Genomic DNA, 25,953 nt, shown 5'->3' on the forward strand with positions numbered 1-25,953 from the left:
CCGGCTGCAAGAGGGGCAGACATGAGCGAGACTGACAGGGGCGATTTCCGCGCGCGAATCCGCCGCAATTTTGCGCGGCAGGCAGCGATGGAGACGATCGGCGCGGAGCTGACGCGCGTCGAGCACGGCGTCGTTGAGATCGAGCTTCCCTTCGACGTCAAACTGACACAGCAGCACGGCATCTTGCACGCAGGTATCATTTCTGCAGCGCTCGATTCAGCCTGCGGCTTTGCCGCCTACAGCGTCATCGACCCCGAAGCCTCGATCCTGACGATCGAATTCAAGGTCAATCTCATGTCGCCGGGGCGTGGCGATCGTTTCCTGTTCCGCGGGGAAATTACCAAACCCGGCTCCACCATCATCGTCGCCGACGGGCGAGGCTACGCGATCAGCGACGGGCCGGCGAAACTCATCGCCTCCATGACCGGAACGATGATGGTGATCCGCGGTAGAGAAGGGATTACGGGATGAAATTCGAGTTGAAGTCGGTCGCGGGAAAATCCATGCTGTTCGTCATGGCGGCGGAGGCCGAATACGGCCCCTTCCTGCGGTCGCGGATCGAACCCTTGATGACCGGCGTCGGCCCGGTCGAGGCGGCGGTCGCGCTGACCAAGACGCTGGCGCGGCTGGATGCCGCCGACGACCTGCCGGATCTCGTGGTTTCGCTGGGCTCGGCCGGCTCCGCCAAACTGGAGCAGACGGAAATCTATCAGGTAACCTCGGTTTCCTACCGCGACATGGACGCTTCGCCGCTCGGCTTCGAAAAGGGCCGCACGCCCTTTCTCGACCTGCCGGCAACGCTTGAGCTGCCGCTGCGCATTCCGGGCATTGCCGAAGCAAGCCTTTCGACAGGCGGCAATGTCATCTCGGGCACCGCCTATAGCGCCATCGACGCCGACATGGTCGACATGGAGACCTATGCGGTGCTGCGCGCCTGCCAGGGCTACAAGCTGCCGCTGATCGGCCTTCGCGGCATTTCCGACGGCGCGGTCGAGCTGCAGCACATCTCGGGCTGGACGGAATATCTGCACATCGTCGACCGCAAGCTCTCCTACGGCGTCGACAGCCTGTTCACGGCGCTGGAGGACGGGGTTTTCTGGTTCTGACCGCTCGAAAGCGCCGCGCGTCAGCTGCGCGGGGGACAATCGGAACAATAAAAACCCGACGCCGCCGATTTCCCGGATTGCAAGGCGAAGCGCTTTTCATTAAAGCCTCGCCATGACCCAGACAGCACATCCCGACTCCGTTCTCATCGTCGATTTCGGCAGCCAGGTGACCCAGCTCATCGCACGACGCGTGCGCGAGGCCGGCGTCTATTGCGAGATCGTTCCGTTCCAATCGGCCGAAGAGGGCTTCCAGCGCCTCCAGCCGAAAGCCGTGATCCTGTCCGGCAGCCCGGCCTCCACGGTCGACGAGGGGTCGCCGCGAGCGCCGCAGATCATCTTCGACAGCGGCCTGCCGGTCTTCGGCATCTGCTATGGCCAGCAGACGATGTGCATGCAGCTCGGCGGCAAGGTCGAGAGCGGCCATCACCGCGAATTCGGCCGCGCCTTCCTCGACGTCGACAAGGACTGCCAGCTGTTCGAGGGCCTCTGGTCCTCCGGCTCGCGCCATCAGGTGTGGATGAGCCATGGCGATCGCGTCACGGCGCTGCCTGACGGTTTCGAGGTGGTTGCCACCTCCTCCAACGCCCCCTACGCCTTCATCGCCGACGAGAAGCGCAAATATTACGGCGTGCAGTTCCACCCCGAGGTCGTGCACACACCCGACGGCGCAAAGCTGATCGGCAACTTCATTCATAACATTGCCGGCATCAAGGGCGACTGGTCGATGTCGGCCTATCGCCAGAAGGCGGTCGACGAGATCCGCAAGCAGGTGGGGGACAAGCGCGTCATCTGCGCGCTTTCGGGCGGCGTCGACAGTTCGGTCGCCGCACTCCTGATCCACGAGGCGGTCGGCGATCAGTTGACCTGCATCCTCGTCGACCACGGCCTGATGCGCAAGGACGAGGCGGCCAATGTCGTCGCCATGTTCCGCGAGCATTACAATCTGCATCTCTTGCATGTCGACGCTTCCGACCGCTTCATCGGCGAGCTCGAAGGCGTCAGCGACCCGGAAACCAAGCGCAAGATCATCGGCCGGCTGTTCATCGAAACTTTCGAGGAAGAGGCGAAGAAGCTCGGCGGCGCCGATTTCCTCGGCCAGGGTACACTCTATCCTGATGTGATCGAGAGCGTTTCCTTCACCGGCGGCCCGTCGGTGACGATCAAGTCGCACCACAATGTCGGCGGCCTGCCGGAGCGCATGAAGATGCAGCTCGTCGAGCCGCTTCGCGAACTCTTCAAGGACGAGGTGCGCGCGCTCGGCCGCGAGCTCGGCCTGCCCGACAGCTTTATCGGCCGCCACCCCTTCCCCGGCCCCGGCCTTGCCATCCGCTGCCCCGGCGGCATCAGCCGCGAGAAGCTGGAAATCCTGCGCGAAGCCGATGCGATCTATCTCGACGAAATCCGCAAGGCCGGCCTCTACGACGCCATCTGGCAAGCCTTCGCCGTGCTGCTCCCCGTCCAGACCGTCGGCGTGATGGGCGACGGACGCACCTATGAATTCGTCTGCGCACTGCGCGCTGTCACCTCCGTCGACGGCATGACCGCGGATTTCTACCACTACGACATGGAATTCCTCGGCCGCGCCGCCACGCGCATCATCAACGAGGTGCGTGGCATCAACCGCGTGGTCTATGACGTCACCTCGAAGCCGCCCGGCACGATCGAGTGGGAGTGATTTTGGCCTATCCGAACGCCGCCGATAGCGCGCCAAAACCCTTAATAACGTACTGAAAAAGCAATAAATCATCTGCCATCTATCGCCGTCTATCGCGGGGCAAGCCCCGGAATAGACGGTCGATGGCCGGCCGCCGCGCAACAAGCGTGAACTGGTGGCTCTGCTCCACAAGGCGACAGGCCTGAACGACCGTCAGAGAAGACCCTTGCCCTTGAGATCAACGGCGAAGGTGGCGAGCGGCACAAGCGTAAGCGGCTGGCTTTCCAGCGGCTGGGCCCCATAGCTGACATGCCATTGGGCTGCGCGCTCGCCCTTTGCGTCGATAATCAGCAGAACGCCGCCTGCTTCGGACGCGATCCGCAGGCAGCGAAGCGCCGCGGCGCGAGGAGCTGTCCACCTAAACTAGGCTCGGATCGCAACCGATATCTCTGTAGCGGGCCATCTGCCCCGGCGGCTCCCGGCGATCAGTGGTCGGACCGGGAGGGCTGCTCCTCGCGCCACCGCTCCCAGCGGCGACGCAAGTCGCCTTTCCTTAGGCCGTTGCTCGCCTCCAGCACTTCGATCTTAAGCATGCGATCGGTTCGGAAATGACGGAAGTCCTGCCGTAATTCGCACCACGCGACAATCAGGCACGTTGCTTCACTGTAGCCGAGGATGACCGGCCACACGATCCGCTCAGTCTCCTCCCCAGTATCGGATCGATACCGCAGGCGAAGCTTCCGATCTTCACGGATCGCATGGCGCAGTTCGTTCGTATCGACCGTGTGTGTCGGGGTGATCGTGCCAGGCTTTGCTTCAACGCTTGGCTCAGCGATGTATGGACGTAGCCTTTCGGGGATAACGGCTGCGATCTTGCTCACTACGTCCCGTGCGGCTGCGGATAACGCCTTATCGCCGCGTCCTGCGACCCATTGTACACCCAGCACGATCGCCTCGATCTCGTCGGGCGTCAGCATCAGAGGCGGCATGTCATAGGTAGGGTCGAGCAAATAACCGAAGCCGGCCTCTCCGACGATGGGGACCCCTTGGCCGATCAGGTCGGCGATATCGCGGTACACCGAGCGCCTGGACACTTCGATCTCTTCGGCGATTGCCGCGGCAGTCACCGGCCGGTTCGTCCGGCGCAGGATCTGAATGATCTGAAACAGACGATCGGCTTTTCGCATAACTGCTGACTCCTGTTGCCATAATGCTGGCAACAGGCCTGTGCGACAAGGCCTGAGCGACGTGGCGCGCGTTTGCGGTCTTCTGGAAGGAAAAGTCATGAAATTTGCCTCAACCCGGCTGATTGCCGGCAATATCAAGGCTGTGGTCGGCTTCTACGAGATGGTCACCGGACAATCGGCCGAGTGGTTGGCGCCGGTTTTCGCCGAGATCGTCACCCCTTCGGCGGCGCTCGCCATTGGCAGCATGGAAACCGTACCGCTGTTCAAAGAAGGTAGCGCCGAGGCCGGCGCCAACCGAACGGCGATCATCGAGTTCATGGTGGATGACGTCGACGCAGAATATGCACGGCTGAAGGATAGGGTCGAAGTTGTTCATGAGCCTAAACTGATGCCGTGGGGCAATCGGTCGGTGCAGTTCCGCGATCCGGAAGGCACGCTTGTCGCGTTGTTCATGCCGTTCACGGATTCGGCAAAGCAGCGCTTTGCGTCGCGATAGGCGCGGCCCTGACACTTAATATGATCGGGTAATGTCGGATCTTCCCGGTCCGGTTCGTCCTTGGGCCAAAGCCCAACGAGGAGAACGCCATGAGAGACCTGATCCTGAAAATGTCCATATCGGTCGATGGTTTCGTCAGTGATCTGGATGGCCGGAACACATGGATGTTCGGCGCCGATCAGGAGGCGAAGAATTGGAGCGTGGAATATATAGGGAAAGCCGGCCTGCACATCATGGGCAGCCGCAGCTTCCTTGCCATGGCCCCCTTCTGGCCGACGTCCACCCTGGCCTTCGCGCCACCGATGAACCAGATCCCCAAGGCCGTCTTCTCACGACAGGGGCCGGCGATCCTCGGCAAGGTGGCGGCGACGCTCGATGACATCGGCGCCAAGGCGGGAACCGGACAATCTCCAGGGCTGCAGCCCGGCGCGGAAAGCTGGGCGGAGGCACATGTGGCAGGCGGAAACCTCGCGGAAGAAATCGCGACGCTGAAAGCCGAGGAGGGCAAACCGATCATCGCCCATGGCGGCGTGAGCTTTGGCCGCAGCCTGATCGCCGAGGGACTGGTCGATCAGTTCGCCCTGCTTGTGATCCCCGTGGCGCTCGGCAAAGGCCTGCCGTTATTCTCCGAGCTCACCGCGCCGAAGCCTCTCAAGCTGATGAGCTCGAAGGCTTTTCCAGGCGGCGCGGTGGCGCAGATCTATCGGCCAGCCTGAACTGGTCGCCGGAGGTCAGCCGGCTTCAGCGGCCGTAGGTCACCTCGATGGAGGCCTTGGCGAGCGTATTTGCCCTGACATAGAAACCAACCATGGCCCCGGGCGCGGTCTCGGGAAGCGGCAGCTTGTCGACCGAGAGCGCGTAGATGGTGAACTGGTAGTGGTGCGGCGCATCGCCGGCCGGCGGGCATGCGCCGCCATATCCTGACGTAGCGAAGTCGGTGTGGCCTTCCACGGCACCCGTTGGAAGTTTTTTCTCACCGCTGGCGCCAGTGGCGATTTTCGAGACATTTGCGGGAATGTTGAAGACAGACCAGTGCCACCAGCCCGAGCCGGTCGGAGCATCCGGATCGTAAGCCATGACCGCAAAGCTCTTGGTTCCCTCGGGTGCAGCCGACCAAACGAGTTCCGGCGAGATGTTGCTGCCCGCGCAATCAAAGCTGTTGAAGACCTGCGCATCAGCCATGGACTTGCCTGAAGTCAGATCTTTCGAGGTGAGTTTCATTTCGGCCTGGGCGGCCGTGGCGCCAAAGACGGACGCGGCGAGAAGGACTGCTGTTATGAGACGCATGCTGTTTTCCTGCGGTTGATGACGCCGGAAAACTACCGTCAGCGAGTCAGTGCATCTGCCCCGCTATGCTCAACTTCTGCCCCGATCCGTTCAAAATGCTCGGAACCACTGCGCACGTGGCGCGGACTGACGCCGAACCGCTCTTTGAAACGCGCCGAAAATTGAGAGGGTGAATCGTAGCCGACCTCAAGCGCGACCTGCGCCATCGGCAGCGTCGTCGTATGAATGAGCCCCAGCGCCCGGTTCATTCTCGTATCGCTCAGGATCTCGCTGAAGCCGGTATTCTCCGCGGCCAGCCTGCGCCTCAGTGTCGCTTCGCTCATGTTGAACGAACGCGCCGCATGCGCCAATGTCCAATCAAAGGCCGGATCGCTTTCGATCATCTGCCGCAGCCGATCCTCAAGCCGAGGACTCTGGCCTTCACCCAGCACCGCACCGCAGAGCGCAAACCAGGTGACGAGTTCCATCAGCCTGGCCCTGGCAATGGCGCCAGGAAGCCTCGCCAGGTTGCCGGGCTGACAGCAATAGTCAAACAATACGGCGGCTTCTTCCGGGAAGCTCGAGGTGCTTGCCGGAAGCGGCCGCGAGGGAACGGCGATTGGCCCCATCCTCGCATAGGCATCCTCGAACAACTGTCTCGGAACGGGAAGTGCTACGGTCTGATAGTTTCGCGGCGCCTTCGGAATGTTCTCCATCGTCAATGGCTGATAGTCGGGCAGCAAGCCGTATGCGCCGGCCTCAAGGCGCAAAGGCCTGTCATCCGCCATGATGATCTTAGTTCCCGATTGCACTTGGAACAAAATGGGGCTCGTATTGACGAGACGATAAAAACAGGCTCGCCCACCCTGGCGGATCAAGGCCCTGGTCGGAACGGGAAAGACTTCGTCCAGCATAGCTTCTCCGGCAAAAGGGCGCGCGCCTCGCCCGGATCGTGATCCTTGGGTATCGCGGCCCACCTGTCTATCTTATGTTCGTCTTCCAAACGGGACCAAACCGATGGCCCGCGCTGAAAACCTCATTACCACCGTATCGACCAAAGGACAGGTCATACTTCCCAAAAGTGTGCCAACGGCGGGAATGGAAGGCGGGAACTCGTCTCATTGTCGAGAAAAACCCGGACGGTGTGCTGCAAAGGCAAGCGCCCGCCTTCGCGCTGACGCAGGCAGACGACGTGTTCAGCACGCTTCCCTTCAATGGCGAGCCGAAAACCCTGGAAGAGATGGAAGCCGGCATCCTGGCGGAAGCCCTGCGTTCCCATGATCGCGATTGATACGATCTCATCGCCCGATACCTGACAGACGATCACAGCCTTGATCGCGCCGTGCTCGGCGGGCTTTCATGCAAGCGGTTCCAGGCGCGGCGTAGCTGCCGCGCCGAGCCGAAGCCGGCGCGCATTGCGACCGCCTCCATGTCCAGCCGCGAACCGGCGAGCATCTCGCGGGCGAGCGCCACGCGCATACGATTGACGAAATCCGTGACGCTCATGCCTGTCTGTTCGTTGAACAGCCGCGAGAGGTTGCGGGGGCTGGCGCCGCTGAGGCGTGCAAGTGCTGCGACCGACCAGTCCTGAGCCGGATCGGCCACCACTGCGTCCTGCACACGATGAATGACCGGATGGATATGGTTTCGGCCTTCAAGCCAGGGTGAAAGCTGCGGGTCCGAGCCGCCGCGCCTGAGATAGACGACGAGATATCGCGCCACCGCGACAGCGCATGCGTGGCCCGCCGCTTCGGCGACGATATGCAACATGAGGTCGATGCCGGCGGTGATGCCGGCGCTCGTCAGGCGCTCTCCGTCCTCGACATAAAGCCGATTCTCCCGGACACGCGCCGTGGGCGCGAGCCTGATCAGATCTTCCATGCAGCCGTGATGAGTGGTGCAGTCGCAATCGTCGAGCATTCCCGCCTCGGCGGCGAGCAATGCGCCCGAACAGATCGAGGCCAGGCGAATTCCCGGACGAATGGCACGTCTCAGCCATTCGACGATGGCAGCCTCATCGGCGCATTCCCGTTCGCTATGCTCGAGGCCGTTTTCCATCGGGGCGTCGGCGCTGCCGGCAATGACGACAAGCGCGCCATCCGGCAATCGCTCCGGCAGCGGAGCAACGCCGGTAACGGCAAGAGCTATCGAGCTGCCGACCGTCGACGACGGACCGATATAGGTGACGGTAAAGCGCACCCTGTTCTGTTCGAGGTTGGCCTTACGCAGCACCTCGATCGGGCCGGCCACGTCGAGCAGCAGAACGCGCGGCGGGACGACGACGAAAACCGGGATATCGAGGGGCTGCGCAGGGTCGGTCATGCGGCGAGCAGCTCCCCACGGCCTGTCAGTGCCTGTTCGACGGTCGCGATCCGCGCGAAGCGACCGGAGAGAACAAGTTCGGTTCGGTCCCGGATTTCCCTGGCGCTCCAGCTGCGTCCGATACCGTCGGTCATCGGGAATGTCAGGGTCGCTTCGCCGACATAATCGACCTGATAGCCGAGATCCGAGGCGTGACGCGTCGTGGTCTCGCAGCATTGTTCGGTGCGGATGCCGGAGACGAGGAGACGGCGGACGCCATTCTCGGTCAGCCACACGTCGAGCCCCGAACCGACGAGAGCGCTATGGCGGCTCTTCCTGAAGGTCGCCTTCGGGGCGATCCGGAGTGGGGCAAGCGTTCTGACGAGCCCGGAGCTTTCGGAGAACGGCCCGTTTCCATCGACATGAAAGATCTGAATGACTGTCATGCCGCGGGCTTCCGCGCCGTCGATCAAAGCCTGCTGGCGATCGATATAGGCGGAGGCGAGGTCTTCATCCCAATAATCACGGTGCCTGAAGGATTCCTGGGCGTCGATGACGAGAAGAACGGTATCATGATCGGACATTTTTTGCTCCTTCGAGATTGATCATGACGCCATACTCCGCGATTTGAAAGCGGAGCGAAATACACGCCGCGGACAAAGAGCGGACAATTCACGCCAATAGCTGCTTTCAGCGGCAGGCGACTAACGCCTGGCGGACGTCCTGATATGATCGACCAAGGCCCGTAGCTTCAGCGGCTGCCGCTGGCGCCTGGGATAATAGAGATAAAAGCCCGGAAACGGTGGACAGAAATCTTCGAGCAGCGGTACGAGTTCGCCGCGTTCGACATAGGGCTGAAAGGTTTCCACCATGCCGAAGGTGATCCCGGCGCCGGCGCAGGCCATGCGGATCATCATGCCCATGTCGTTGGTCGTAACGGCGGGATCGACGGAGACCTCGAAATCGCGGCCATTTTCGGTGAATTCCCAGCGATAGGGCGCCGTATCGGGACGCGGCCGCCAGCCGATGCAGCAATGACCCTGCAGCTCGCCGGGATGGCGCGGACGGCCGCGGCTGTCGAGGTAGGCGGGGGATGCCACGGCATATTGCCTCTGCCGCTCGGAGACCGAGATTGCAATCATATCCTGCTCGATCACCTCGCCGAGCCGGACGCCCGCATCGAAGCCGGCCTCGACGATATCGAATTCGTCATCGGTGATGGTGATATCGAGTTTGATCTCAGGGCAGGCCTCGATGAAGCCGGCCAGCAAGGTGCCAGACAGAAAACTCTCGGCGATCGACGAGACGGTGAGCCTGAGCAGGCCGCTCGGGCGCGCCTGCATTTCCCGCAGCGTCTGCATCGCATCCCTGACCTGCCGCACAGACGGGCGAACCGCCTCGAAGAACACTTCGCCGGCCTCGGTCAGGCTGACGCTGCGCGTCGTGCGTTGGACGAGCGCAACGCCGAGGCGATCCTCCAGGCGCTGCAAAGCCTGGCTGACGGCGGAGCGGGTGACGCCAAGCCGCTCGCCGGCGAGGCGGAAGTTGCGCGCCTCCGCCACCGCAAGAAAGACCGAAATGCCTTCGAGATCATCGACCATTGGTTAGTATTTCTAACCATGGCATCCCGAATTGGCAACTTAATCACGTCGACCAAGGAGACTATCTTCCTCTCGAGGCCAAGCAAGGCAGTGTTCATGGACAGGCCTCTTTCGAAGAGAAGACCGATGCGAAACATTTCAGCCAGACCTGTTCTGCTTCTTTCCGCCGCAACCACCTTGGCCGGCACGGCGATCGGTTGGGCAGCCGCGGATGGTCTCAACGCCGGGCAATCCGTGCGTCAACAAACAAGCGAGGACATGATGCAACAACATCCCTATGTCGGCATGTGGGTCACGGATGATGGCCGTGTGCGCCACGAACTTCTGGCTGATGGGCGCTACGACGAGGCCCGCGGCAGCCGGGAAAGCGCCTATCGAGGCCGCTACGAAGTCACCGGAAGCCACATCGAATACTGGGACGACACCGGCTTCACCGCCGACGGCGATTTTGCCGACGGCAACACACTCCATCATGGCGGCATGGTGTTTCGCCGCAAATAATACATCACTCGGGATAAGGCCGTTTCCGGCCGGAAAGGACGACAATCATGTCTTCCATCACACCCATCTGGTTCATAACGGGCGCCTCGTCCGGCCTCGGCCGGGCGCTTGCCGAAACGGTTCTAGCCCGGGGCTGGCGCGCCGCCGTTACCGCACGCAGACCCGAAGCCTTGAAAGATCTCACGGCAGCACACGGCGACCGCGCCCTTGCTCTCGCGCTCGATGTGACGGATGCCCGCTCCGTCGCCCGCGCGGTCCAGGACGCCGAAGCGCATTTCGGCGCGATCGGCGTGCTCGTCAACAATGCCGGTTACGGCTACCTCTCGGCGATCGAAGAGGGCGAAGAAACCGAAATACGCGCCCAGTTCGAGACCAATGTCTTCGGCTTGATCGCCGTTACCAAACACGTCCTGCCGGGCATGCGCTCGCGCCGTCGGGGGCATATCTTCAACGTCTCTTCGCTCGGCGGGCTCGTCGCCTTCGCCGCGACCGGCTACTACCATGCCACTAAGTTCGCGGTCGAAGCCCTGTCGGAGTCGCTTTTCCATGAGGTCAAACCGCTCGGCATCGATGTGACGATCCTCGAGCCCGGCGCCTTCCGCACGGATTGGGCCGGTCGGTCGATGGTCGAATCCAGGACTGTTATCGACGACTATGCCGAGACATCGGGCAAACGGCGCCAGGCCACCCGTTCGGTCTCCGGCAAGCAGCCAGGCGATCCGGCGCGCGCCGCAGCCGCGATCATATCGGCATTCGAGGCGGACGAGCCGCCACTGCGGCTGTTGCTCGGCGCGCCTGCCCTGAAGATCGCCCGCGAACGGCTCGATGCGCTGCGGGTAAATTTCGACGCCTGGGCAGAGACGACGCTCAGCGCCGATTTCCCCAGCTGATCGCCCAGAAAACACTCATCGAAAAATGGAGCTTGAAATGTCGAAGATCGAAGGAAAAGTCGTTGCCATCACTGGAGCCAGCAGCGGCATCGGAGAGGCTGCGGCAAGGGTGCTGGCTGCCGCAGGCGCCCATATCGTGATCGGCGCGCGCCGCACCGAGCGGTTGCAGGCGCTTGCCGGCGAAATCGAAGCCAAGGGGGGAATGGTGCGCCTGCGAAAACTTGATGTCACCGACCGTTCCGAGGTCGAGGCCTTTGCCGGTTTTGCCAGATCGGAATTCGGCCGGCTTGACGTCTTCGTCAACAATGCCGGGGTCATGCCGCTCTCGCCGTTCGACGCTCTCAAAGTCGAGGAATGGGACCGGATGGTCGACGTCAACATCAAGGGCGTTCTCTACGGCATCGCCGCAGCCCTGCCGATCATGAAGGCGCAGGGATCAGGGCAGATCGTCAACCTGTCTTCGATCGGCGGCCACAGTGTCTCGCCGACGGCCGCCGTCTATTGCGCGACGAAATTCGCAGTCCGTGCGATCTCGGACGGGCTGCGGCAGGAGACCGATCGCATCCGCGTCACCGTCATTTCTCCCGGCACGACGACCTCGGAACTGGCCGAGACGATCACCGATCCGACCGCGCGGGACGCCATGAAGGCGTTCAGAGCGGTCACGATCAGCCCGGAGGCCGTCGCCAATTCGATCCTCTACGCCATCAGCCAGCCCGATGACGTCGATGTCAGCGAGATCATCATCCGACCGACGGCGAGCCCGTATTGAGCAGCCGGCATTTCGACTAGAGGCCCAGCGACTGCTGGGCCGGCGGCGGCGGGGCAAGGCTGACGCCTTCGAGTTCCAGCATACGGGCCTTCGATGACGAACCGCCGGGAGCGGAGAAGCCGCCGATCTTGCCGCCGGCGGCCAGCACCCGGTGGCAGGGAATGATCAGCGCGACCGGGTTCTTTGCCATCGCCTGGCCGACGTCGCGGGCGGCTTCCGGCCTGGCGCCGAGCTCTTTCGCCAGCGCGCCGTAGGTGGTCGTACGACCCCAACCAACACGCCTTGCCGCTGCATAAATATCCCTGAAGAAGGCATCCTGGCCGGCCAGATCGAGTTCGACGCCTGAGAAATCCGTTTCCTCGCCCTGGAAATAGCGCTTCACCGCCGCGACCGTTTCGAGCACATTGGGCGTCGGCGCGCCGGGTTCGGCATCCGGCAGGCGGCGGCGCAGCAGGCGTTCTGTTGCTTCCGCTGACTTCGTCGGCAACTGGAAGCGGGCGATGCCGGCGTCGCGCCAGGCGATGCCGCAGAAACCGCCGGCGGTTTCGAAGATCAGATAGTGGTATGTCGTCTGGGCCATAACACAGCCTCCACGTTTTTCGATCAACACCAAAATCGTACGGGACGGCCGCTGTTTCAACCCGATTCTTGCGCCTCATGTTCTTTTTCTGTTCTTGATATCCTATCATGCCGGCGTATCTTTCATGCCGTTTGGGAACGACGAGGTGGGTCATGACGGCCGGATAGCCCATGAACAGACTTCCTTCGATTTCGACCATGGTCAGAATCGGCGCGGGCGGCCGGGTGAAAGCCGGAGTGACAGTCACGGCTTTTCTTCGCTCTCTGCCCTACCGCGATCGTCGAACGGCAAGCGGCGTCGAATTCCTGCTGATCCACAGCCTTCTCGGAAAAACCGAACATCATCGATCGCTGGCCGCTGCTCGGCTGAGGCACCGTGCCCGGTGAGACTTGCGCTTGCCGGATATCCGCGGATAAAGCTGGAAGCGCCGTTCGGATGGCAATGCGGAGCGAAGACAGCATGGACGTTTCAGAGATCATCATCCCGGGCGATACGCCTGGAACGGAGTGGCGGTTGCCGGTGCTGCGTTTTTTCGGTTGCGATCACAAGGCGCCGACGATCTATATCCAGGCGGCACTGCATGCCGGCGAGCTGCCGGGAACGGCGCTCTTGCACTTCCTCTGCGAGCGGCTGCGGCAGGCGGAAAGCGAAGGCGGAATTGCCGGCGATATCACCATCGTGCAGCAGGCCAATCCGATCGGTGCGGCGCAATCGCATTTCGGTGATTTGCAGGGCCGTTTCGATCTCGGCTCCCGCACCAATTTCAATCGGGATTTCCCGCTGATCTCCATTGCCGATCGCGCCACTCTGATTGAAGACCTCGACGATTACCCGGCTACCGACAGATTGAAGCGGCAGCTGATGCATCTGGCGCTCGGTGCCGATCTGGTCGTCGATCTGCATTGCGACGATGAATCGCTGCAATATGCCTATATCGATGAGGCCTTCTGGCCGGAAGCGGCCGATCTCGCCGCTGCGCTCGACATGGAGGCCGTGCTGCTTTCGGATGGCGAAAGCTCGGCCTTCGAGGAGGCCGTCGGCTTTGCCTGGAAATATAAGGTCCCAGGCGAGCGCCGATCCCGACTGCCGGGCCGGCTTTCGGTCACGGTCGAGCTGCGCGGTAAGCGTGATGTCGATCCGACGCTGGCGAAGAAGGACGCGGACGGGCTTTGGCGTTTCCTCGTGACGCGCGGGATCGTCAGCGGCGAGACGGCCACTACGGCATTTTCCGGTCCGGCCGTGCCGCTCGATAATGTCGAGATCCTTCGCGCGCCCGAAGGCGGCGCCGTGCTATTCCATCGCAAGATCGGCGACAGGGTTGCAGAGGGCGAGCTTCTGGCGACGATCGTCATCCGGCCGGGGCAGCCCGGCGGCAGCATCGATTTGCATGCGCCGCAGGACGGGCTGATCCTGACCCGGACGTCCGACCGGCTGGTGCGGCGGCGCGGCGATCTGATGAAGATCGTCTGCGGCAGCCCGAGCAGGGCCTCGCGCAAGGCCGGCACGCTGGAAAATTGAGCCGGCGAGTTCGGGGATAAAACGCCGCACGGCGTTTGCGCCAGCATTCGCCCATGTTATCCCGCTGCCATCACAGGGAAATGGATCGACATGACTGTTACCATCTATGGCATCAAAAATTGCGACACGATGAAGAAGGCCCGTAGCTGGCTGGAAGACCGCGGCGTCGCCTATGAATTTCACGACTACAGGGCGCTCGGCATCGACCGCGCCCATCTCGAATCCTGGATCGACCAGGCCGGCCTCGACACCGTGCTCAACCGCGCCGGCACCACTTTCCGCAAGCTGCCCGATGCCGAGCGCGGGAACCTGACCCGGGAAAAGGCGATTGCGCTGATGCTCGACCAGCCGTCGATAATCAAGCGGCCGGTGCTGGAGACGAAGGACAAATTGCTCGTCGGCTTCAAGCCGGAGATCTATGCCGACACGTTCCGGGGCTGACAGACGGCCGATGTCCAAGACCACGCGCGCGACACAGGTTCTTTCCCAGGCTGGCATCGGCTTCACCGTCCATGCCTATGACTACGATCCCGGCGCCGAGCGCGTCGGGCTGCAGGCGGCCGAGGCTCTGGGTGAAGCGCCGCATCGGGTGCTGAAGACCCTGATGGCCGAGGTGGACGGCAAGCCGGTCTGCGTCGTCGTGCCGTCGGATCGCGAGGTCAGCATGAAGCGGCTCGCCAGCGCCTTTCACGGCAAGTCCGCCAATATGATGAAGCCTGCCGATGCCGAGCGGCTGACGGGCTATCATGTCGGCGGGATCAGCCCCTTCGGCCAGAAGAAGCGCGTGCCGACGGCCATCGAAGAAGCCGCTCTTGTCGAGCCGCTCGTCTACATCAATGGCGGGCAGCGCGGGCTGCAGGTGCGGCTCGATCCGAAGGATGCGTTGAAGGTCTTGAAGGCGATCGCCACGCCATTGGTCGCCTGATCTCAGAGAAAGCGGTCGAGCAGGCCGGCAAGCGTCTTGGCTTCGTTTTCGGCAAGCTTGCAGCCGATATGGGTCTCGATCGATCCTGCATAGACGGCCCACATGCACTCACGGAGCTGCCGGCCGGCCTCGGTGATGACAACCCAGCGGCCGCGGCCGTCCTCGGCGAAGACTTCGCGCCGGACGAGACCCTCCCTTTCCAGCCGGTCGACCAGGCGGGACAAGTTATACTGCGCAAGCAAGGTGCGCTCTTCGATCTCATAAGGGCGCAGCCTGCCGCCCGCGCGCGCCAGTTCCCACAAGACGTCATACCAGGCAAGCGGCGGCATGCCGGCCGCCTTCAGGTCGGCTTCGATCGCGCCGAGCAGACGCTCGCGGGCGCGCATGATGCTCGTCCAGGCACGGGTCGAGGCTTCGCTGGGTTTCGGCATCTTCTCGGACATAAATGCAATTACATCTATCTTGAATTCCGCCGCAAGCGATATTATATGCATTTGCATAGATTGTGACCAGGAGATTTCCATGAGCAAGCTTACCCTTATCAGCCATCATCTCTGCCCCTATGTGCAGCGCGCCGCGATCGCACTTCTCGAAAAGGGCGTGCCGTTTGAGCGCATCAACATCGATCTTGCCAACAAGCCGGATTGGTTTTTGAAGATCTCGCCGCTCGGCAAGGTGCCGCTGCTGCGGATCGAGGCGGAGGACGGCAGCGAGGCCATTCTGTTCGAAAGCAGCGTCATCTGCGAATATCTGGAGGAAACGCAAGCCGGTGCTGCCCTGCATCCCGCCGATCCGCTGACCCGGGCCCGTCATCGCGGCTGGATGGAATTCGGCTCCTCGGTGCTTTCCGATTTATGGGGCTATGAAACGGCGCAGGATGAATTGCAGCTGGACGCCAAGCGCAAAGCGCTGATTGCCAAATTCGAGACGCTCGAAGGGGTGCTGGGCGACGGGCCTTATTTTGCCGACAGCAGCTTCAGCCTGGTCGATGCCGTCTTCGCGCCGGTCTTCCGCTATTTCGATCTCTTCGATACGTTCGGCGACAGAGGCATCTTCGACGGGCTCGAGCAAACACAACGCTGGCGCAAGGCACTGTCTGAACGTCCGAGCGTCCGGGCGGCTGTCGGCGCGGATTACCCGCAGCGGCTGATGGAATTCCTCGAGAAACATTCCTCGATCCTGCTCAGGCAAGCTGCCGCCGCCTGAAGCGCGCCCAAGCGGCCGGACCTCCATCCGGCCGCCGGCAATTCGGCGAGACAACGCTTCATTTTCGCCGCAAACGGGTCTAAGTCTGCCAGCCTCAAAGCATCATCGACAGAAAGCAGGGTGAGCCATGACTTTCATGCCCCAGAGCCAGAACATCATTGATCCCGTCAAGCTGGAGAAGCTTGCCGAGGTCGCCGTCAAGGTCGGGCTGCAGCTGCGCAAAGGTCAGGATCTGGTGGTCACCGCGCCTGTGGTGGCGCTGCCGCTCGTTCGCCTCATCACCAAGCACGCCTATCAGGCCGGCGCGGGGCTGGTAACCGCCTTCTATTCCGACGAGGAAACGACGCTTTCGCGCTATCAGTACGGCAGCGACGAGAGCTTCGACCGGGCCTCCGACTGGCTCTATGAGGGTATGGCCAAGGCCTATGCCAACGGAGCGGCGCGCCTTGCGGTCGCCGGCGACAATCCGCTGCTGCTGTCCGAGCAGGATGCCGGCAAGGTCGGCCGCGCCAATCGCGCCACATCCACCGCCTACAAGCCGGCGCTGGAAAAAATTTCGAATTTCGACATCAACTGGAACATCGTCTCCTATCCCAATCCGTCCTGGGCCAAGGTGGTCTTCCCCGACGATCCAGAGCCAATTGCGATCGCCAAGCTCGCCAAGGCGATCTTTGCCGCCTCGCGTGTCGATGTGGACGATCCGATCGCCGCCTGGGCCGAGCATAATGCCAATCTGGCCAAACGCTCCGCCTGGCTGAACGCCGAGCGTTTCGCCTCGCTGCATTTCAGGGGACCGGGCACCGATCTGACGGTCGGCCTTGCCGACGGGCATGAATGGCATGGCGGCGCTTCCACCGCCAAGAACGGCATTACCTGCAACCCGAACATACCGACCGAGGAAGTCTTCACCACGCCGCATGCGCTGCGTGTCGAAGGCCATGTTTCGAGCACCAAACCGCTGTCGCACCAGGGCACGCTGATCGACAATATCCAGGTGCGCTTCGAGGCCGGACGCATCGTCGAGGCGAAAGCGTCGCGCGGCGAGGAAGTCTTGAACAAGGTGCTCGATACAGACGAGGGCGCCCGCCGGCTCGGCGAAGTGGCGCTCGTGCCGCACTCCTCGCCGATCTCGGCCAGCGGCATCCTGTTCTACAACACGCTGTTCGACGAAAATGCCTCGTGCCACATCGCGCTCGGCCAGTGCTATTCCAAGTGCTTCCTGAACGGCGCGACGCTGAGCCAGGAAGAGATCAAGGCGCAAGGCGGCAATTCCAGCCTGATCCATATCGACTGGATGATCGGGTCAAACAAGGTCGACATCGACGGTGTCAAGCCGGATGGTTCGCGGGTTCCGGTGATGCGGCAGGGCGAATGGGCCTGACCGGCATCGTGGCGCGCTGACTGAGCCAGACGCTGGCAAGCACCATGGCGAAGCCGGCGATCTGCGCCGGCGTCAGGCTCTGGCCGAGCGCCAGCCAGCCGAGCAGGGTCGCGACGACAGGGCTTAGAAAGCCGAGCGAGGCGACCGCCGAGGGCTCGATCCGGGAGAGGCCGCGAAACCAGAGCAGATAGGTGAAGGCCGCGCCGATCAGGCCGAGATAGGCGATGCCGGCAATATTTGCGATAGTCGGCGTCGGCAGCGCCGGTTCGAGGAACAGCGCAAAAGGCACCAGCAGGATGCCGCCTGCCGTCAATTGCCAAGCGGTGAAGGTGAGGTTCGACACCGGTGGTGCCCAGCGCCGTGTCAACACCGTGCCGAAGGCCATCGAGACGGCGCCGGCAAGACCGGCGGCAATTCCCACAGGATCAAGCCCCGCCTTCGGCGTCAGCACCAGCAGCCCGACACCGGCCATGCCGGCAAGACCGGCCAGCACGGCAAGCGGCCGGATCGGTTTGCCGAGGAAAAGGCGCGATAGCGCAATGACGATCAGCGGCTGCACCGCGCCGACCGTTGCGGCAACGCCGCCCGGGAGCCTGTAAGCAGAGACGAAGAGCATCGCCCAGAAGAACGAGAAGTTCAGGGCACCGAGAATGAAGGCCCTTCCCCACCAGATGCCGAAAGGCAGCTTCCTCACCAGGAGCAGAAGCAGCAGTCCGGCCGGCAAGGCCCGGAGCATCGCCACCATCAGCGGATATCCAGCCGGCAGGAAGGAGGTCGTGACGATATAGGTGCTGCCCCAGATGGCGGGTGCGAGCGCGGTTGCCGCAAGGTCGGCGGCGGAGCGGAGATTTGTCTTCATATCAAGAATCTCGATTTCAAGATAAACGCATCTTACGCCTTTTTATCTTGACGTCAAGATAATGGCTGTTATCGGTGGATCATGAGCAAAGACAGCAGCATGGATCACGTCGACAAGATCCTGGCGCAATGGCGACAGGAACGGCCGGACCTCGACGTCGAACCGATGGGCCTGCTCGGACGGTTGAAGCGCCTCGGCACCCATCTCGGCCGCGAAGTGGAGGCGGTGCTCTTAAAACACGGGCTTTCGACGTCCGCCTTCGACGTGCTCGCCACCCTCCGCCGCGCCGGCGCCCCCCACCGGCTTTCGCCGGGCGAGCTTCTGGAGATGACCATGGTCAGCTCCGGCACGATGACGAACCGCATCGACCAGTTGGAGAAAGCGGGCTTCGTCGAGCGCGTCGTCAATCCACAGGACCGCAGAAGCGTGTTGATCGCACTGACGGAAAAGGGGCTGGCGACAGTCGAGGCCGCTGTCGATGCGCATGTCGCCAATCAGCGCCGGCTGACACGCAACCTGACAGCCGAGGACAAGGCCGAGTTCGACCGGTTGCTCAAGAAATTCCTGTCGGATTTCGAATAGTCAGACGGCGGCAAGCGCCTTGCGGACGCGATCCAAATGCCTCTTGCGCCTCGCCTCCGTCGCGCGGTCCATGTCATGCAGGCTCAGCATGCGAAAGACGAGTTTTTTTGAGCAGAAGCTAGCAATGCCCCGCTTCAGCAGACGCCGAACGGGATTGCCCATATAAAAATGCACCAGCCACCAAGGCGAGCCCGTCGTCGTTAGCGCATAGAGCAATCTGATATTGGTAAGTTCAGGCACAATACGACCGCCGGCGGCGTCGTGCGTGAAGGCCACACCTGGCGCGAAGATGCGATCGAAGAATCCCTTCAGAATGGCTGGGAAATTGAACCACCACTGCGGAAACACGAGAACGAGCCCGTCGGCCGACTGCAGCCGGGCAACGATGTCGGCAACGGCTGAGGTGTCGTAGGGTATATCGAAGTAACCGCTCCGCTCCGCCTGGGACAGGCGTGGATCGAAATCCTCGGCGTAGAGATCGAGCAGATCGACGACATGACCTGAGGCTTCCAATGCTTGCCGAGCCGTGTACGCCACCGAGGCTGCGAAGCTATCCGGCAGCGGATGGGCAAGCACCAGCAGGATCCGCATCATCAGAACAGGCTTCCCTGCTTCGGCGGCTCGGCCGATTTCACGCCACGCTTCTTGGTGCCGACAGGTGGGGCGCCACCGTCCGTCGTCATCGCGCCAACGCGACCATCGGCGAACTCGATGGAGATACCCGTGCCGGCGGAGAGCGACGCTGCCTGCGAGACCGGCCTGTCATCCTCATCGCGAATGACGGCGTAGCCGCGTTTCAGCACATTCTTATAGGATAGCGACTGCAGCACACGATCCTGCGCTGAAAGCTCGGCGCGGGCGCGAGCCAACTGGTGGCGTATCGCCGTATCGCCGTGGCGCGAAAGATTGGCGAGAGCCTCACGGCTCCGATCGGTTTGCGTCTTAAACCGGGCCGGCAGTGTGGCGAAGACTGCCTCAGCGCGATCAATGCGGGACTTCGAGCGGTCGAGCAGGCGCTCGACGGTGCGTTCGGCCCGGGCCATGCGATCGCTCAGAAGCTGGCGCCGCTCGGCGATGCGGTTGGACAGCACATCAGGGCGCAGATGCGCGGCGACGCGCTCGAAGCCGCGGCGCTTGTTGATGGTGTTGAGTGCCAGACCGCGGCCAAGGCCGGTCGCCGCCTCGTCGAAACGGCGGCGCGGCAAAGCGAGAAGCTGATCGAGCGATGGCAATGCCCGCATCAGGGCACGAACGGACTGGCGGCGCTGATCCATCTGCCGGTTCATGCAGCCTTGCAGCCGCGCAGCAAGGGCGGCGGCCTGCGCGTCAAGTTCCGCCTTGACCGGCACGGCCATTTCGGCCGCCCCGGTCGGTGTGGGCGCTCGGACATCTGCGGCATAGTCGATCAGCGTCCAGTCGGTTTCATGGCCAACCGCCGAGATCAGCGGTATCCGGCTTTCGGCCGCAGCGCGCACGACGATTTCGTCGTTAAAACTCCAAAGATCTTCCAGGCTGCCGCCGCCGCGCGCGACAATCAGCACATCCGGGCGCGGGATGACGCCGGCCGGCTCCAGGGCGTTGAAGCCGCGGATGGCGTTCGCCACCTCCTCGCCTGATCCCTCCCCTTGCACCCTCACCGGCCAGACGAGGACATGCACGGGAAAACGATCGGAGATGCGGTGAAGAATATCGCGGATCACGGCGCCGGTCGGCGAGGTGACGACGCCGATCACGCGGGGCATGAAGGGCAGCCGCTTCTTGCGGGCGGCATCGAACAGGCCCTCGGCGGAAAGCTTGCGCTTGCGCTCCTCGATCAGCGCCATCAGCGCGCCGGCGCCGGCCGGCTCCAGCGTCTCGATGACGATCTGATATTTCGAGGAGCCAGGAAAGGTGGTTACCTTGCCGGTGGCAATGACTTCCATGCCCTCTTCCGGACGGAACTTCAGCCGCGAGAAGGTGCCCTTCCAGATGACGGCGTCGATGCGGGCGCGATCGTCCTTCAGCGCGAAATAGGCATGGCCCGAAGAATGCGGCCCGCGATAGCCTGAGATTTCGCCGCGCACGCGAACCTGGTCGAAGGCTGTTTCGACGGTGCGCTTGATCGAGCCGGAAAGCTCCGAAACCGAATATTCGGCAAGATTGGTTGGCGAATCGCTGTCGAAGAGGTTGCTCATCTCTTCTTTCTATGTCGATCGGCGGGAAACTGGAAGGTCGCAGCCGCGGCACAAGCCTGTTTCCTCGGCTGCTGAGATCGCAGCGAAATCGGGTAAATCCGTTTGGTTGCGGAACGCATAGTTAGAATGCGCGTTATAGACGAAAGGGATTGCTAACCACCGCAATACAAAGGCTTTTCGGCCGGGACGGCCGGTAAATCTTTGTTAGTTGGCGCTTCCTATGCTTCCCCTCGTTATCTCTGGGAAGGTGCTGAAAATGATTATTCTCACAGCAGCCGCATTGGGCGTCAGCGCCGGGCAAACGCGCTCGGCTGCCGCGATCGCGTTGATCGCCGCGCTCATTGGAATAACCTTCGCGGCGGCGGCGATTACGTCGCCCGGCCCGGTCTCAATCCTGGCCTTCGTCTATGCCGTTCTCGGCTTTAATGGCGGCCTCATGCTCTTCGTGGCCGGGCTCTACGCGAATGCGCGCCTTCGCCGCGCGACGCGCGTTTCCCACTAAAAGAACTGCCGGCGTCAATTCGCCGGCCGATAGCGAAAGAACTGAACGCCCACATCGGCCGCCTTCGGAAGCGGCTCCAGATAGGGCGGTATATTGCCCTTGCGGAGCTCGGCATAGAGCCCATCCGGTTTCAGCTTGGCAATCTCTCGCGTCTGCAGGTCACCGGAACAGAAGCCAAGCACCGTCACATGAGCCCCCTTCAGGAAGGCTTCCGCCTCCTGCGGCTCCGCCAGCCCGATGTGCAGTTCCGTCAGCATGCCGCCCTGATTGCGGTGATAGGGCGCGGAGAGAACCCGGTTTTGCGTGAAACGAAGGATCGGCACGCCCATTTCCGAAGGTGCGGAGACCAGGCCGGCCGGAAGCCCGGCAAGCGGCGCCAGCGCCTGCCTCGATGTGCAGGAAAGCACCTTTTCCGTCGCCTGCTTCTGTGCGCCGTTGCCCATCTGCAGCGCGATAAGTCCGCCGCCGAGTGCCCAGGCGGCCGGAACGCTTGCGAGGACAGTGACGATATAAACGAAGGCGGCGGCAACATTCTCGCTGTCGCTATTGGAAATCCGCCTGATATCGATGATCAGCAAGGCAAGTGGCAGAATGGAGATCAGGTTCGAGAAAACGGAGCCGCGCACCTGGACCAGCGCAATTGCCCAGCTGGTGATCAGCAGGAAGAGCAGGACCAGATGGATCTGCATACGATCGCGCCGAACGATGCGGAAGATGCAGACCGCGATGGCGAAAAGGCCGGCCGCATAGAAACCACCGATGGAGAAGGGATCGGTGCGTAGAAGAACAAAGGCCGACTGCGCTTCCGACACATTCCTCAGCCAGAGTTCGACCAGCATCGGATCAAGACCGGCGAGCGGATCGCTCAGGCATTGCGGCGCAATCACCATCGCCGAACCGAGAACACCGGCACCGACGAGGCCAAGCGCCGCAAAGCGCAAGGGGCGACTCAGGCGGCTTGCAAAGACCGCCGAAGACAGCAGCAGCCCGCCGCCGATCGCCGCCAGGCTGTAATAACCGAGCGAGAGATTGTCGCAGGTGACCATCGAATAGAGCCGCGGCGGTACCGTTGCGACAAAGAGAATGCTGATCGCCATTGCCAGCGCCAGCCCGAATGCCTTCGCGGCGACGGCGAATTTTTCGCCTTCCCACGCCCAGAGCAAAGCGATGGTCAGACAGACGGCCGCGACAAAAGGCGTCGTCTCGGCGCCGATGGCGATGGCGACCGCTGCCGCGATGCCGGCAACCGCATAACTCCTGCCGCGCCGCTGCGGATCCAGCAGCATCGCCACCATCGTCGCGACCAGCGCCAGCTGCGCATTGTGATGATCGATGGCTCCAGGCGCAAAACGGTTGCCGGTGTAGATCGCAAGACCGGTCATGCCGAGACTGATATGCATGCCGGCGACACCGCCGATGCGCCGCCCGGCAACGGCCATGGCAAGCATGGCGGGGAGGACGAGCGAAACCGGCCAAACGGCAAGCGCCAGGGCCTCAGCCGTCTCGTGGGGCGCAAACAGACCGAAGAACCAGATCAGCGAAGCGATCGGCAGATCGATCAGCCGCGACCAGTGCATCAGCGTGCCGCCACCGAGGCCGAGGCGATATTGCATCAGATCGAACCAGCCCTGCCCGGCGAGAAAATCGCGAACCTCGATGAGACGCATTCCGTCGTCATTGTCGGGACCGACATAATCGGTCGCAGTGAAAAGCTTGGCGACGAGGAGGATGGTGGCGAGAATGACGCTATAGCAGATGACGGTTGGCCACAGGCGCATCATCAACCGCCCCAACCCGCCCCTTTGGGCGGCGGTCACGGATGCGGCATTGGTGATCGGCTGCACGGCGTTCATCGTGGTTAGCGCTTCGTTTCCGGATGCCGAAGCTTAACCGCAGCCGATCAAGAAAGTGTAAAGCCGATTGCGGCAGCTGCCGATTTTGCTTTCGTCATAGGGTCTTATTAACGCCGGGTGGTTTAGGCTCGGCTCGGCTTTTGTGTAACGAGTAAAGTCATGGCCCGATCGAGTACCGATAAACTGGACATTGCCGTCCTGCTTCCCTGCTATAATGAAGCCGCGACGATCGGCCCTGTGGTGCGAGGTTTCCGCGCGACGCTGCCGGATGCGGCGATCCACGTCTACGACAACAATTCCACCGATGGCACCGCCCTGCAGGCGATGCTTGCCGGGGCGCATGTCGTGCGCGAGCGGCGGCAGGGCAAGGGCCACGTCGTGCGCCGGATGTTCGCCGACATTGACGCCGACATCTACATCATCGCCGACGGCGACGGCACCTATACGCCAGCCGATGCCGAGGAACTGGTGCGCACACTGCTGACCGAGCGGGCCGACATGGTGGTGGGAACCCGCCGCGGCGTTCATGCCGATGCCGGCCGTCAGGGCCATGCGCTCGGCAACCGGCTTTTCAACCTGCTCTACCGGACGATCTTCGGCCCCGACTTCACCGATATCTTTTCCGGCTACCGCGCTTTCTCACGCCGCTTCGTCAAGAGCTTCCCGGCGGTATCAGGCGGCTTCGAGATCGAAACCGAAATGTCCGTGCACGCCTCGCGGCTGAAGCTGCCGGTCAGCGAGCTGGAACTCGATTACGGCCGCCGGCCGGAAGGCTCGCATTCCAAGCTTTCGACCTTTCGCGACGGCGGCAGGATTCTCTGGATGTTCGCGATGCTGATGAAGGAAACCCGGCCCTTCGCCTTCTTCAGCACGATCAGCGCCACCTTCATGCTGGCGAGCGTCGGCTTCATGGCGCCGGTGCTGGCGGAATATTTCCAGACGGGTCTCGTCAGCCGCATGCCGACCTGGGTGCTGTCGATGGCGCTGATGATGATTTCGTTCATGCTGTTTACCGCCGGCGTCATCTTGGATTCGGTGGCCCGCGCCCGCGCCGAACAGCTTCGTATCCATTATATGAGCCTGGAGACGCCGAGCGCGGCCAAGGCGCCGCTCGGCGAGGCAGCGCCCGCATCGCGTGGGCGTCCTGGCAAGGCGGATGCGGCATGAGAAAGCTCGTCCGCTTCGTCATTGCCGGCGGCATCGGCTTTCTCGTCGATGCCGGCGTCCTGTCGGCGCTGCTTCATCTGACGCCGCTCGGGCCTTTCTTGGCACGGCTCGTCGCGATCGCGCTGGCAATGGCGGCAACCTGGGCTTTCAACCGGAGCTTCACCTTCGATCGCTCCGGCCGATCGCTTGCCGCCGAAGGCTTTCGCTACGGTTCGGTCGGCGTGACGGCAGCCTTGGTCAATTACGGGCTTTATTCCGCACTTCTGCTGTCGCTGCCTGCCCTTCAGCCGCTGGCGGCCATGGTGATCGCCAGCCTCGCCTCGATGATCTTCAGCTTTTTCGGTTATTCGCGCTTCGTCTTCCGCGCCGAATAATCAGACTGATTCCCAGCCGTCCTTCTCGCTGGCGCGGTAGATCGCGTCGATGACCTTCTGGTTCAATTTCGAATTTTCGAGCGTGACGAGCTCTTCCTTGCCGTCCTTCACCGCCCGGGCAAAGGCTTCGACTTCCCGCTTGTACTGGCGACTGTCCTGGAAGCGGAAGATGCGCGATTCATTGTGGCTGCGGTCGGTAAGCTCGATCTCTTCAGGCCCAAAGCGGTTGGCGTTGAACGGCGACTTGACCTCGATATAGCCGTCGGTGCCGTGAAAGACCATGACCTGGCGGTTGGCCATCTGCGTCGAGATGTAGAAGCTCAACTCGAAATCACCGAAATCGGCTTTGACGCTTGAATAGATATCCGTCCCGAATTCGGGATCGCGCTCGGTAACGGCCTGGATGCGGAGCGGCTCCTTGCCGGTGGAAAAACGCGTGCCCATGACGGGATAGACGCCGATATCCGGAAGGCCGCCGCCGCCAAGCTCTGGAATGTTGCGCATGTTGGCGGCATCGCGGTTGAAATAGGTGAAGGCGCCCTGCACATGCCGCAGCTTGCCGATCGCGCCCTCATCGATCAGCGCGCGCACCTTCTGCCAGACCGGGGAATAGGTGATCATATAGGCTTCGGTGACCACCACGCGGTTGCGGTCGCGGGCGGCGATCACATCGTCGATATCGCCGGCCTTCAAGGCGAGCGGTTTTTCACAGAGCACGTGCTTGCCGGCATCGGCTGCTTTGATCGACCATTCGATATGCTGCGAGGTCGGCAGCGGGATATAGACCGCGTCGATGAGATCGGAGGCCAGCATCTCCTCATAGGAGCCGAAGGCATGGGGCACCGAAAAACGGTCGGCCATCTCCCTGGCGCGCGCGAGATCACGGCTGGCGATCGCCGTGACGACGCAATTCTCCGCGTCCTGGATTGCAGGAACGACATTGTCGCGGCCGATCTTTGCCGTTGAAATGATACCGAAGCGCAACATGGTCCAAGCCTCCCAAACAGGTTTCCGCGAACCATATTCAGGCCTTCGCTGCGGCGCAATGGCGCGGGCTG

31 protein-coding genes and 2 pseudogenes are annotated in these 25,953 nt (G+C 62.3%); 19 read left to right on the top strand and 14 right to left on the bottom strand.

The annotated features are described in order from the left end of the window. The first annotated feature begins 21 nt into the window (after positions 1-21). The 3 genes from OS035_RS07250 (at position 22) to guaA (ending at position 2,781) form a co-directional block, all read left to right on the top strand. Entirely contained in the window at positions 22-471 is a 450-nt protein-coding gene (locus OS035_RS07250; RefSeq protein WP_003544704.1) for a PaaI family thioesterase, read from the top strand. Beyond that, entirely contained in the window at positions 468-1,106 is a 639-nt protein-coding gene (locus tag OS035_RS07255) for a 5'-methylthioadenosine/S-adenosylhomocysteine nucleosidase (protein WP_097624581.1), read from the top strand. The genes OS035_RS07250 and OS035_RS07255 overlap by 4 nt, the downstream gene beginning before the upstream one ends. A 112-nt stretch (positions 1,107-1,218) precedes the next feature. Further along, positions 1,219-2,781, top strand: a complete 1,563-nt coding sequence (gene guaA / locus OS035_RS07260) for a glutamine-hydrolyzing GMP synthase (protein ID WP_183779054.1) — start codon at positions 1,219-1,221, stop codon at positions 2,779-2,781. 192 nt (positions 2,782-2,973) lie between these two features. Here guaA and OS035_RS07265 read toward each other — a convergent pair. Then, positions 2,974-3,182, bottom strand: a pseudogene (locus tag OS035_RS07265) (GNAT family N-acetyltransferase); the annotation flags it as partial. Between the two features lie 63 nt (positions 3,183-3,245). After that, positions 3,246-3,947, bottom strand: coding sequence for a helix-turn-helix transcriptional regulator (locus OS035_RS07270; protein WP_331813584.1), 702 nt, complete (start codon positions 3,945-3,947; stop codon positions 3,246-3,248). Positions 3,948-4,044: 97 nt separating this feature from the next. Between OS035_RS07270 and OS035_RS07275 the strand changes: the two genes are divergently transcribed. Further along, positions 4,045-4,443, top strand: coding sequence for a VOC family protein (locus OS035_RS07275; RefSeq protein WP_097624579.1), 399 nt, complete (start codon positions 4,045-4,047; stop codon positions 4,441-4,443). Positions 4,444-4,532: 89 nt separating this feature from the next. Beyond that, entirely contained in the window at positions 4,533-5,159 is a 627-nt protein-coding gene (locus tag OS035_RS07280; protein ID WP_183852877.1) for a dihydrofolate reductase family protein, read from the top strand. 25 nt (positions 5,160-5,184) lie between these two features. Here the strand turns inward: OS035_RS07280 and OS035_RS07285 are convergent, their stop codons facing one another. Together OS035_RS07285 and OS035_RS07290 are read right to left on the bottom strand one after the other, a co-directional pair. Further along, complete coding sequence (locus tag OS035_RS07285; protein WP_331813585.1) at positions 5,185-5,730, bottom strand: YbhB/YbcL family Raf kinase inhibitor-like protein; 546 nt, start codon at positions 5,728-5,730, stop codon at positions 5,185-5,187. A gap of 38 nt (positions 5,731-5,768) precedes the next feature. Next, positions 5,769-6,623, bottom strand: coding sequence for a helix-turn-helix transcriptional regulator (locus OS035_RS07290; protein WP_183852879.1), 855 nt, complete (start codon positions 6,621-6,623; stop codon positions 5,769-5,771). Between the two features lie 103 nt (positions 6,624-6,726). Here OS035_RS07290 and OS035_RS07295 point away from each other — a divergent pair. Next, positions 6,727-7,000: pseudogene (locus OS035_RS07295) on the top strand (AbrB/MazE/SpoVT family DNA-binding domain-containing protein). A gap of 32 nt (positions 7,001-7,032) precedes the next feature. Here the strand turns inward: OS035_RS07295 and OS035_RS07300 are convergent. The 3 genes from OS035_RS07300 to OS035_RS07310 all read right to left on the bottom strand — a co-directional run bounded on the left by OS035_RS07300 (position 7,033) and on the right by OS035_RS07310 (position 9,611). Continuing rightward, positions 7,033-8,031 carry a GlxA family transcriptional regulator gene (locus tag OS035_RS07300; RefSeq protein ID WP_097624574.1) on the bottom strand — a complete coding sequence of 333 codons (999 nt, stop codon included), beginning with the start codon at positions 8,029-8,031 and terminating at the stop codon, positions 7,033-7,035. Next, positions 8,028-8,594: an isochorismatase family protein gene (locus OS035_RS07305; protein WP_097624573.1), complete on the bottom strand. Its 567-nt coding sequence runs from the start codon at positions 8,592-8,594 to the stop codon at positions 8,028-8,030. Before OS035_RS07305 ends, OS035_RS07300 begins: the two co-directional genes overlap by 4 nt. Before the next feature lie 120 nt (positions 8,595-8,714). Beyond that, positions 8,715-9,611 carry a LysR family transcriptional regulator gene (locus tag OS035_RS07310; protein ID WP_097624572.1) on the bottom strand — a complete coding sequence of 299 codons (897 nt, stop codon included), beginning with the start codon at positions 9,609-9,611 and terminating at the stop codon, positions 8,715-8,717. 126 nt (positions 9,612-9,737) lie between these two features. Between OS035_RS07310 and OS035_RS07315 the strand changes: the two genes are divergently transcribed. Genes OS035_RS07315 through OS035_RS07325 form a run of 3 tightly spaced genes read left to right on the top strand, consistent with a single transcriptional unit; the run spans position 9,738 to position 11,774 of the window. After that, positions 9,738-10,112: an Atu4866 domain-containing protein gene (locus OS035_RS07315; protein WP_097624571.1), complete on the top strand. Its 375-nt coding sequence runs from the start codon at positions 9,738-9,740 to the stop codon at positions 10,110-10,112. Positions 10,113-10,159: 47 nt separating this feature from the next. Next, positions 10,160-11,002: an oxidoreductase gene (locus OS035_RS07320; protein ID WP_097624570.1), complete on the top strand. Its 843-nt coding sequence runs from the start codon at positions 10,160-10,162 to the stop codon at positions 11,000-11,002. Positions 11,003-11,039: 37 nt separating this feature from the next. Next, complete coding sequence (locus tag OS035_RS07325) at positions 11,040-11,774, top strand: SDR family oxidoreductase (RefSeq protein WP_097624841.1); 735 nt, start codon at positions 11,040-11,042, stop codon at positions 11,772-11,774. A gap of 16 nt (positions 11,775-11,790) precedes the next feature. On the opposite strand, the gene OS035_RS07330 is transcribed toward OS035_RS07325, so the two are convergent. Further along, positions 11,791-12,354: a methylated-DNA--[protein]-cysteine S-methyltransferase gene (locus OS035_RS07330; RefSeq protein WP_097624569.1), complete on the bottom strand. Its 564-nt coding sequence runs from the start codon at positions 12,352-12,354 to the stop codon at positions 11,791-11,793. Between the two features lie 170 nt (positions 12,355-12,524). On the opposite strand from OS035_RS07330, the gene OS035_RS07335 reads away from it, so the two are divergent. The 4 genes from OS035_RS07335 (at position 12,525) to ybaK (ending at position 14,797) form a co-directional block, all read left to right on the top strand. After that, a complete protein-coding gene (locus tag OS035_RS07335; protein WP_183852886.1) occupies positions 12,525-12,740 on the top strand; it encodes a hypothetical protein in 216 nt (71 codons plus the stop codon). Between the two features lie 73 nt (positions 12,741-12,813). Then, positions 12,814-13,872 (top strand): succinylglutamate desuccinylase/aspartoacylase domain-containing protein, encoded by a 1,059-nt coding sequence (locus tag OS035_RS07340; RefSeq protein ID WP_331813586.1) that lies wholly within the window; start codon positions 12,814-12,816, stop codon positions 13,870-13,872. 90 nt (positions 13,873-13,962) lie between these two features. Continuing rightward, positions 13,963-14,313, top strand: coding sequence for an ArsC family reductase (locus OS035_RS07345; protein WP_097624567.1), 351 nt, complete (start codon positions 13,963-13,965; stop codon positions 14,311-14,313). Positions 14,314-14,323: 10 nt separating this feature from the next. Beyond that, positions 14,324-14,797, top strand: a complete 474-nt coding sequence (ybaK, locus tag OS035_RS07350; RefSeq protein ID WP_097624566.1) for a Cys-tRNA(Pro) deacylase — start codon at positions 14,324-14,326, stop codon at positions 14,795-14,797. A 2-nt stretch (positions 14,798-14,799) separates the two neighbouring features. On the opposite strand, the gene OS035_RS07355 is transcribed toward ybaK, so the two are convergent. Next, positions 14,800-15,240, bottom strand: coding sequence for a MarR family winged helix-turn-helix transcriptional regulator (locus tag OS035_RS07355; protein ID WP_097624839.1), 441 nt, complete (start codon positions 15,238-15,240; stop codon positions 14,800-14,802). 79 nt (positions 15,241-15,319) lie between these two features. Between OS035_RS07355 and OS035_RS07360 the strand changes: the two genes are divergently transcribed. After that, a complete protein-coding gene (locus tag OS035_RS07360) occupies positions 15,320-16,003 on the top strand; it encodes a glutathione S-transferase family protein (protein WP_331813587.1) in 684 nt (227 codons plus the stop codon). 127 nt (positions 16,004-16,130) lie between these two features. Continuing rightward, complete coding sequence (locus tag OS035_RS07365) at positions 16,131-17,384, top strand: aminopeptidase (protein WP_331813588.1); 1,254 nt, start codon at positions 16,131-16,133, stop codon at positions 17,382-17,384. Here OS035_RS07365 and OS035_RS07370 read toward each other — a convergent pair. Further along, positions 17,332-18,243, bottom strand: a complete 912-nt coding sequence (locus OS035_RS07370; RefSeq protein ID WP_097624563.1) for an EamA family transporter — start codon at positions 18,241-18,243, stop codon at positions 17,332-17,334. The genes OS035_RS07365 and OS035_RS07370 overlap by 53 nt on opposite strands. 81 nt (positions 18,244-18,324) lie before the next feature. Here OS035_RS07370 and OS035_RS07375 point away from each other — a divergent pair, with 81 nt between their 5' ends. Further along, positions 18,325-18,825, top strand: coding sequence for a MarR family winged helix-turn-helix transcriptional regulator (locus OS035_RS07375; protein WP_097624562.1), 501 nt, complete (start codon positions 18,325-18,327; stop codon positions 18,823-18,825). Here the strand turns inward: OS035_RS07375 and OS035_RS07380 are convergent, their stop codons facing one another. Both OS035_RS07380 and xseA read right to left on the bottom strand, forming a co-directional pair. Further along, the gene (locus OS035_RS07380; protein ID WP_310808674.1) at positions 18,826-19,416 is read right to left on the bottom strand and encodes an NAD(P)H-dependent oxidoreductase; all 591 of its coding nucleotides are present in this window, start codon (positions 19,414-19,416) and stop codon (positions 18,826-18,828) included. A gap of 2 nt (positions 19,417-19,418) precedes the next feature. Beyond that, complete coding sequence (gene xseA / locus OS035_RS07385; protein ID WP_183779022.1) at positions 19,419-20,999, bottom strand: exodeoxyribonuclease VII large subunit; 1,581 nt, start codon at positions 20,997-20,999, stop codon at positions 19,419-19,421. Positions 21,000-21,255: 256 nt separating this feature from the next. On the opposite strand from xseA, the gene OS035_RS07390 reads away from it, so the two are divergent. After that, positions 21,256-21,501, top strand: coding sequence for a hypothetical protein (locus OS035_RS07390; protein ID WP_003589145.1), 246 nt, complete (start codon positions 21,256-21,258; stop codon positions 21,499-21,501). A 14-nt stretch (positions 21,502-21,515) separates the two neighbouring features. On the opposite strand, the gene OS035_RS07395 is transcribed toward OS035_RS07390, so the two are convergent. Next, complete coding sequence (locus OS035_RS07395) at positions 21,516-23,354, bottom strand: hypothetical protein (RefSeq protein WP_131710691.1); 1,839 nt, start codon at positions 23,352-23,354, stop codon at positions 21,516-21,518. A 159-nt stretch (positions 23,355-23,513) separates the two neighbouring features. Here OS035_RS07395 and OS035_RS07400 point away from each other — a divergent pair, with 159 nt between their 5' ends. Continuing rightward, positions 23,514-24,521 (top strand): glycosyltransferase, encoded by a 1,008-nt coding sequence (locus OS035_RS07400; RefSeq protein ID WP_097624559.1) that lies wholly within the window; start codon positions 23,514-23,516, stop codon positions 24,519-24,521. Then, the gene (locus OS035_RS07405; RefSeq protein ID WP_097624558.1) at positions 24,518-24,895 is read left to right on the top strand and encodes a GtrA family protein; all 378 of its coding nucleotides are present in this window, start codon (positions 24,518-24,520) and stop codon (positions 24,893-24,895) included. The genes OS035_RS07400 and OS035_RS07405 overlap by 4 nt, the downstream gene beginning before the upstream one ends. Here the strand turns inward: OS035_RS07405 and OS035_RS07410 are convergent, their stop codons facing one another. Then, a complete protein-coding gene (locus OS035_RS07410; RefSeq protein WP_097624557.1) occupies positions 24,896-25,882 on the bottom strand; it encodes a Gfo/Idh/MocA family protein in 987 nt (328 codons plus the stop codon). Between the last annotated feature and the right edge of the window lie 71 nt (positions 25,883-25,953).

This window comes from Rhizobium sp. 268, assembly GCF_036571585.1.
In the GTDB taxonomy this organism is placed as follows: domain Bacteria; phylum Pseudomonadota; class Alphaproteobacteria; order Rhizobiales; family Rhizobiaceae; genus Rhizobium; species Rhizobium redzepovicii.

Coding starts and splice junctions, on each gene's coding strand:
- OS035_RS07365 (WP_331813588.1), top strand. CDS start 16,131: ATGACTTTCATGCCCCAGAGCCAGAACATCATTGATCCCGTCAAGCTG.
- OS035_RS07270 (WP_331813584.1), bottom strand. CDS start 3,947: ATGCGAAAAGCCGATCGTCTGTTTCAGATCATTCAGATCCTGCGCCGG.
- OS035_RS07345 (WP_097624567.1), top strand. CDS start 13,963: ATGACTGTTACCATCTATGGCATCAAAAATTGCGACACGATGAAGAAG.
- OS035_RS07255 (WP_097624581.1), top strand. CDS start 468: ATGAAATTCGAGTTGAAGTCGGTCGCGGGAAAATCCATGCTGTTCGTC.
- OS035_RS07360 (WP_331813587.1), top strand. CDS start 15,320: ATGAGCAAGCTTACCCTTATCAGCCATCATCTCTGCCCCTATGTGCAG.
- OS035_RS07390 (WP_003589145.1), top strand. CDS start 21,256: ATGATTATTCTCACAGCAGCCGCATTGGGCGTCAGCGCCGGGCAAACG.
- OS035_RS07340 (WP_331813586.1), top strand. CDS start 12,814: ATGGACGTTTCAGAGATCATCATCCCGGGCGATACGCCTGGAACGGAG.
- OS035_RS07405 (WP_097624558.1), top strand. CDS start 24,518: ATGAGAAAGCTCGTCCGCTTCGTCATTGCCGGCGGCATCGGCTTTCTC.
- OS035_RS07410 (WP_097624557.1), bottom strand. CDS start 25,882: ATGTTGCGCTTCGGTATCATTTCAACGGCAAAGATCGGCCGCGACAAT.
- xseA (WP_183779022.1), bottom strand. CDS start 20,999: ATGAGCAACCTCTTCGACAGCGATTCGCCAACCAATCTTGCCGAATAT.
- OS035_RS07320 (WP_097624570.1), top strand. CDS start 10,160: ATGTCTTCCATCACACCCATCTGGTTCATAACGGGCGCCTCGTCCGGC.
- OS035_RS07300 (WP_097624574.1), bottom strand. CDS start 8,031: ATGACCGACCCTGCGCAGCCCCTCGATATCCCGGTTTTCGTCGTCGTC.
- OS035_RS07395 (WP_131710691.1), bottom strand. CDS start 23,354: ATGAACGCCGTGCAGCCGATCACCAATGCCGCATCCGTGACCGCCGCC.
- OS035_RS07355 (WP_097624839.1), bottom strand. CDS start 15,240: ATGTCCGAGAAGATGCCGAAACCCAGCGAAGCCTCGACCCGTGCCTGG.
- OS035_RS07290 (WP_183852879.1), bottom strand. CDS start 6,623: ATGCTGGACGAAGTCTTTCCCGTTCCGACCAGGGCCTTGATCCGCCAG.
- OS035_RS07380 (WP_310808674.1), bottom strand. CDS start 19,416: ATGCGGATCCTGCTGGTGCTTGCCCATCCGCTGCCGGATAGCTTCGCA.
- OS035_RS07285 (WP_331813585.1), bottom strand. CDS start 5,730: ATGCGTCTCATAACAGCAGTCCTTCTCGCCGCGTCCGTCTTTGGCGCC.
- OS035_RS07330 (WP_097624569.1), bottom strand. CDS start 12,354: ATGGCCCAGACGACATACCACTATCTGATCTTCGAAACCGCCGGCGGT.
- OS035_RS07310 (WP_097624572.1), bottom strand. CDS start 9,611: ATGGTCGATGATCTCGAAGGCATTTCGGTCTTTCTTGCGGTGGCGGAG.
- guaA (WP_183779054.1), top strand. CDS start 1,219: ATGACCCAGACAGCACATCCCGACTCCGTTCTCATCGTCGATTTCGGC.
- OS035_RS07400 (WP_097624559.1), top strand. CDS start 23,514: ATGGCCCGATCGAGTACCGATAAACTGGACATTGCCGTCCTGCTTCCC.
- OS035_RS07250 (WP_003544704.1), top strand. CDS start 22: ATGAGCGAGACTGACAGGGGCGATTTCCGCGCGCGAATCCGCCGCAAT.
- OS035_RS07325 (WP_097624841.1), top strand. CDS start 11,040: ATGTCGAAGATCGAAGGAAAAGTCGTTGCCATCACTGGAGCCAGCAGC.
- OS035_RS07315 (WP_097624571.1), top strand. CDS start 9,738: ATGCGAAACATTTCAGCCAGACCTGTTCTGCTTCTTTCCGCCGCAACC.
- OS035_RS07280 (WP_183852877.1), top strand. CDS start 4,533: ATGAGAGACCTGATCCTGAAAATGTCCATATCGGTCGATGGTTTCGTC.
- OS035_RS07370 (WP_097624563.1), bottom strand. CDS start 18,243: ATGAAGACAAATCTCCGCTCCGCCGCCGACCTTGCGGCAACCGCGCTC.
- OS035_RS07375 (WP_097624562.1), top strand. CDS start 18,325: ATGAGCAAAGACAGCAGCATGGATCACGTCGACAAGATCCTGGCGCAA.
- OS035_RS07335 (WP_183852886.1), top strand. CDS start 12,525: ATGAACAGACTTCCTTCGATTTCGACCATGGTCAGAATCGGCGCGGGC.
- OS035_RS07305 (WP_097624573.1), bottom strand. CDS start 8,594: ATGTCCGATCATGATACCGTTCTTCTCGTCATCGACGCCCAGGAATCC.
- OS035_RS07275 (WP_097624579.1), top strand. CDS start 4,045: ATGAAATTTGCCTCAACCCGGCTGATTGCCGGCAATATCAAGGCTGTG.
- ybaK (WP_097624566.1), top strand. CDS start 14,324: ATGTCCAAGACCACGCGCGCGACACAGGTTCTTTCCCAGGCTGGCATC.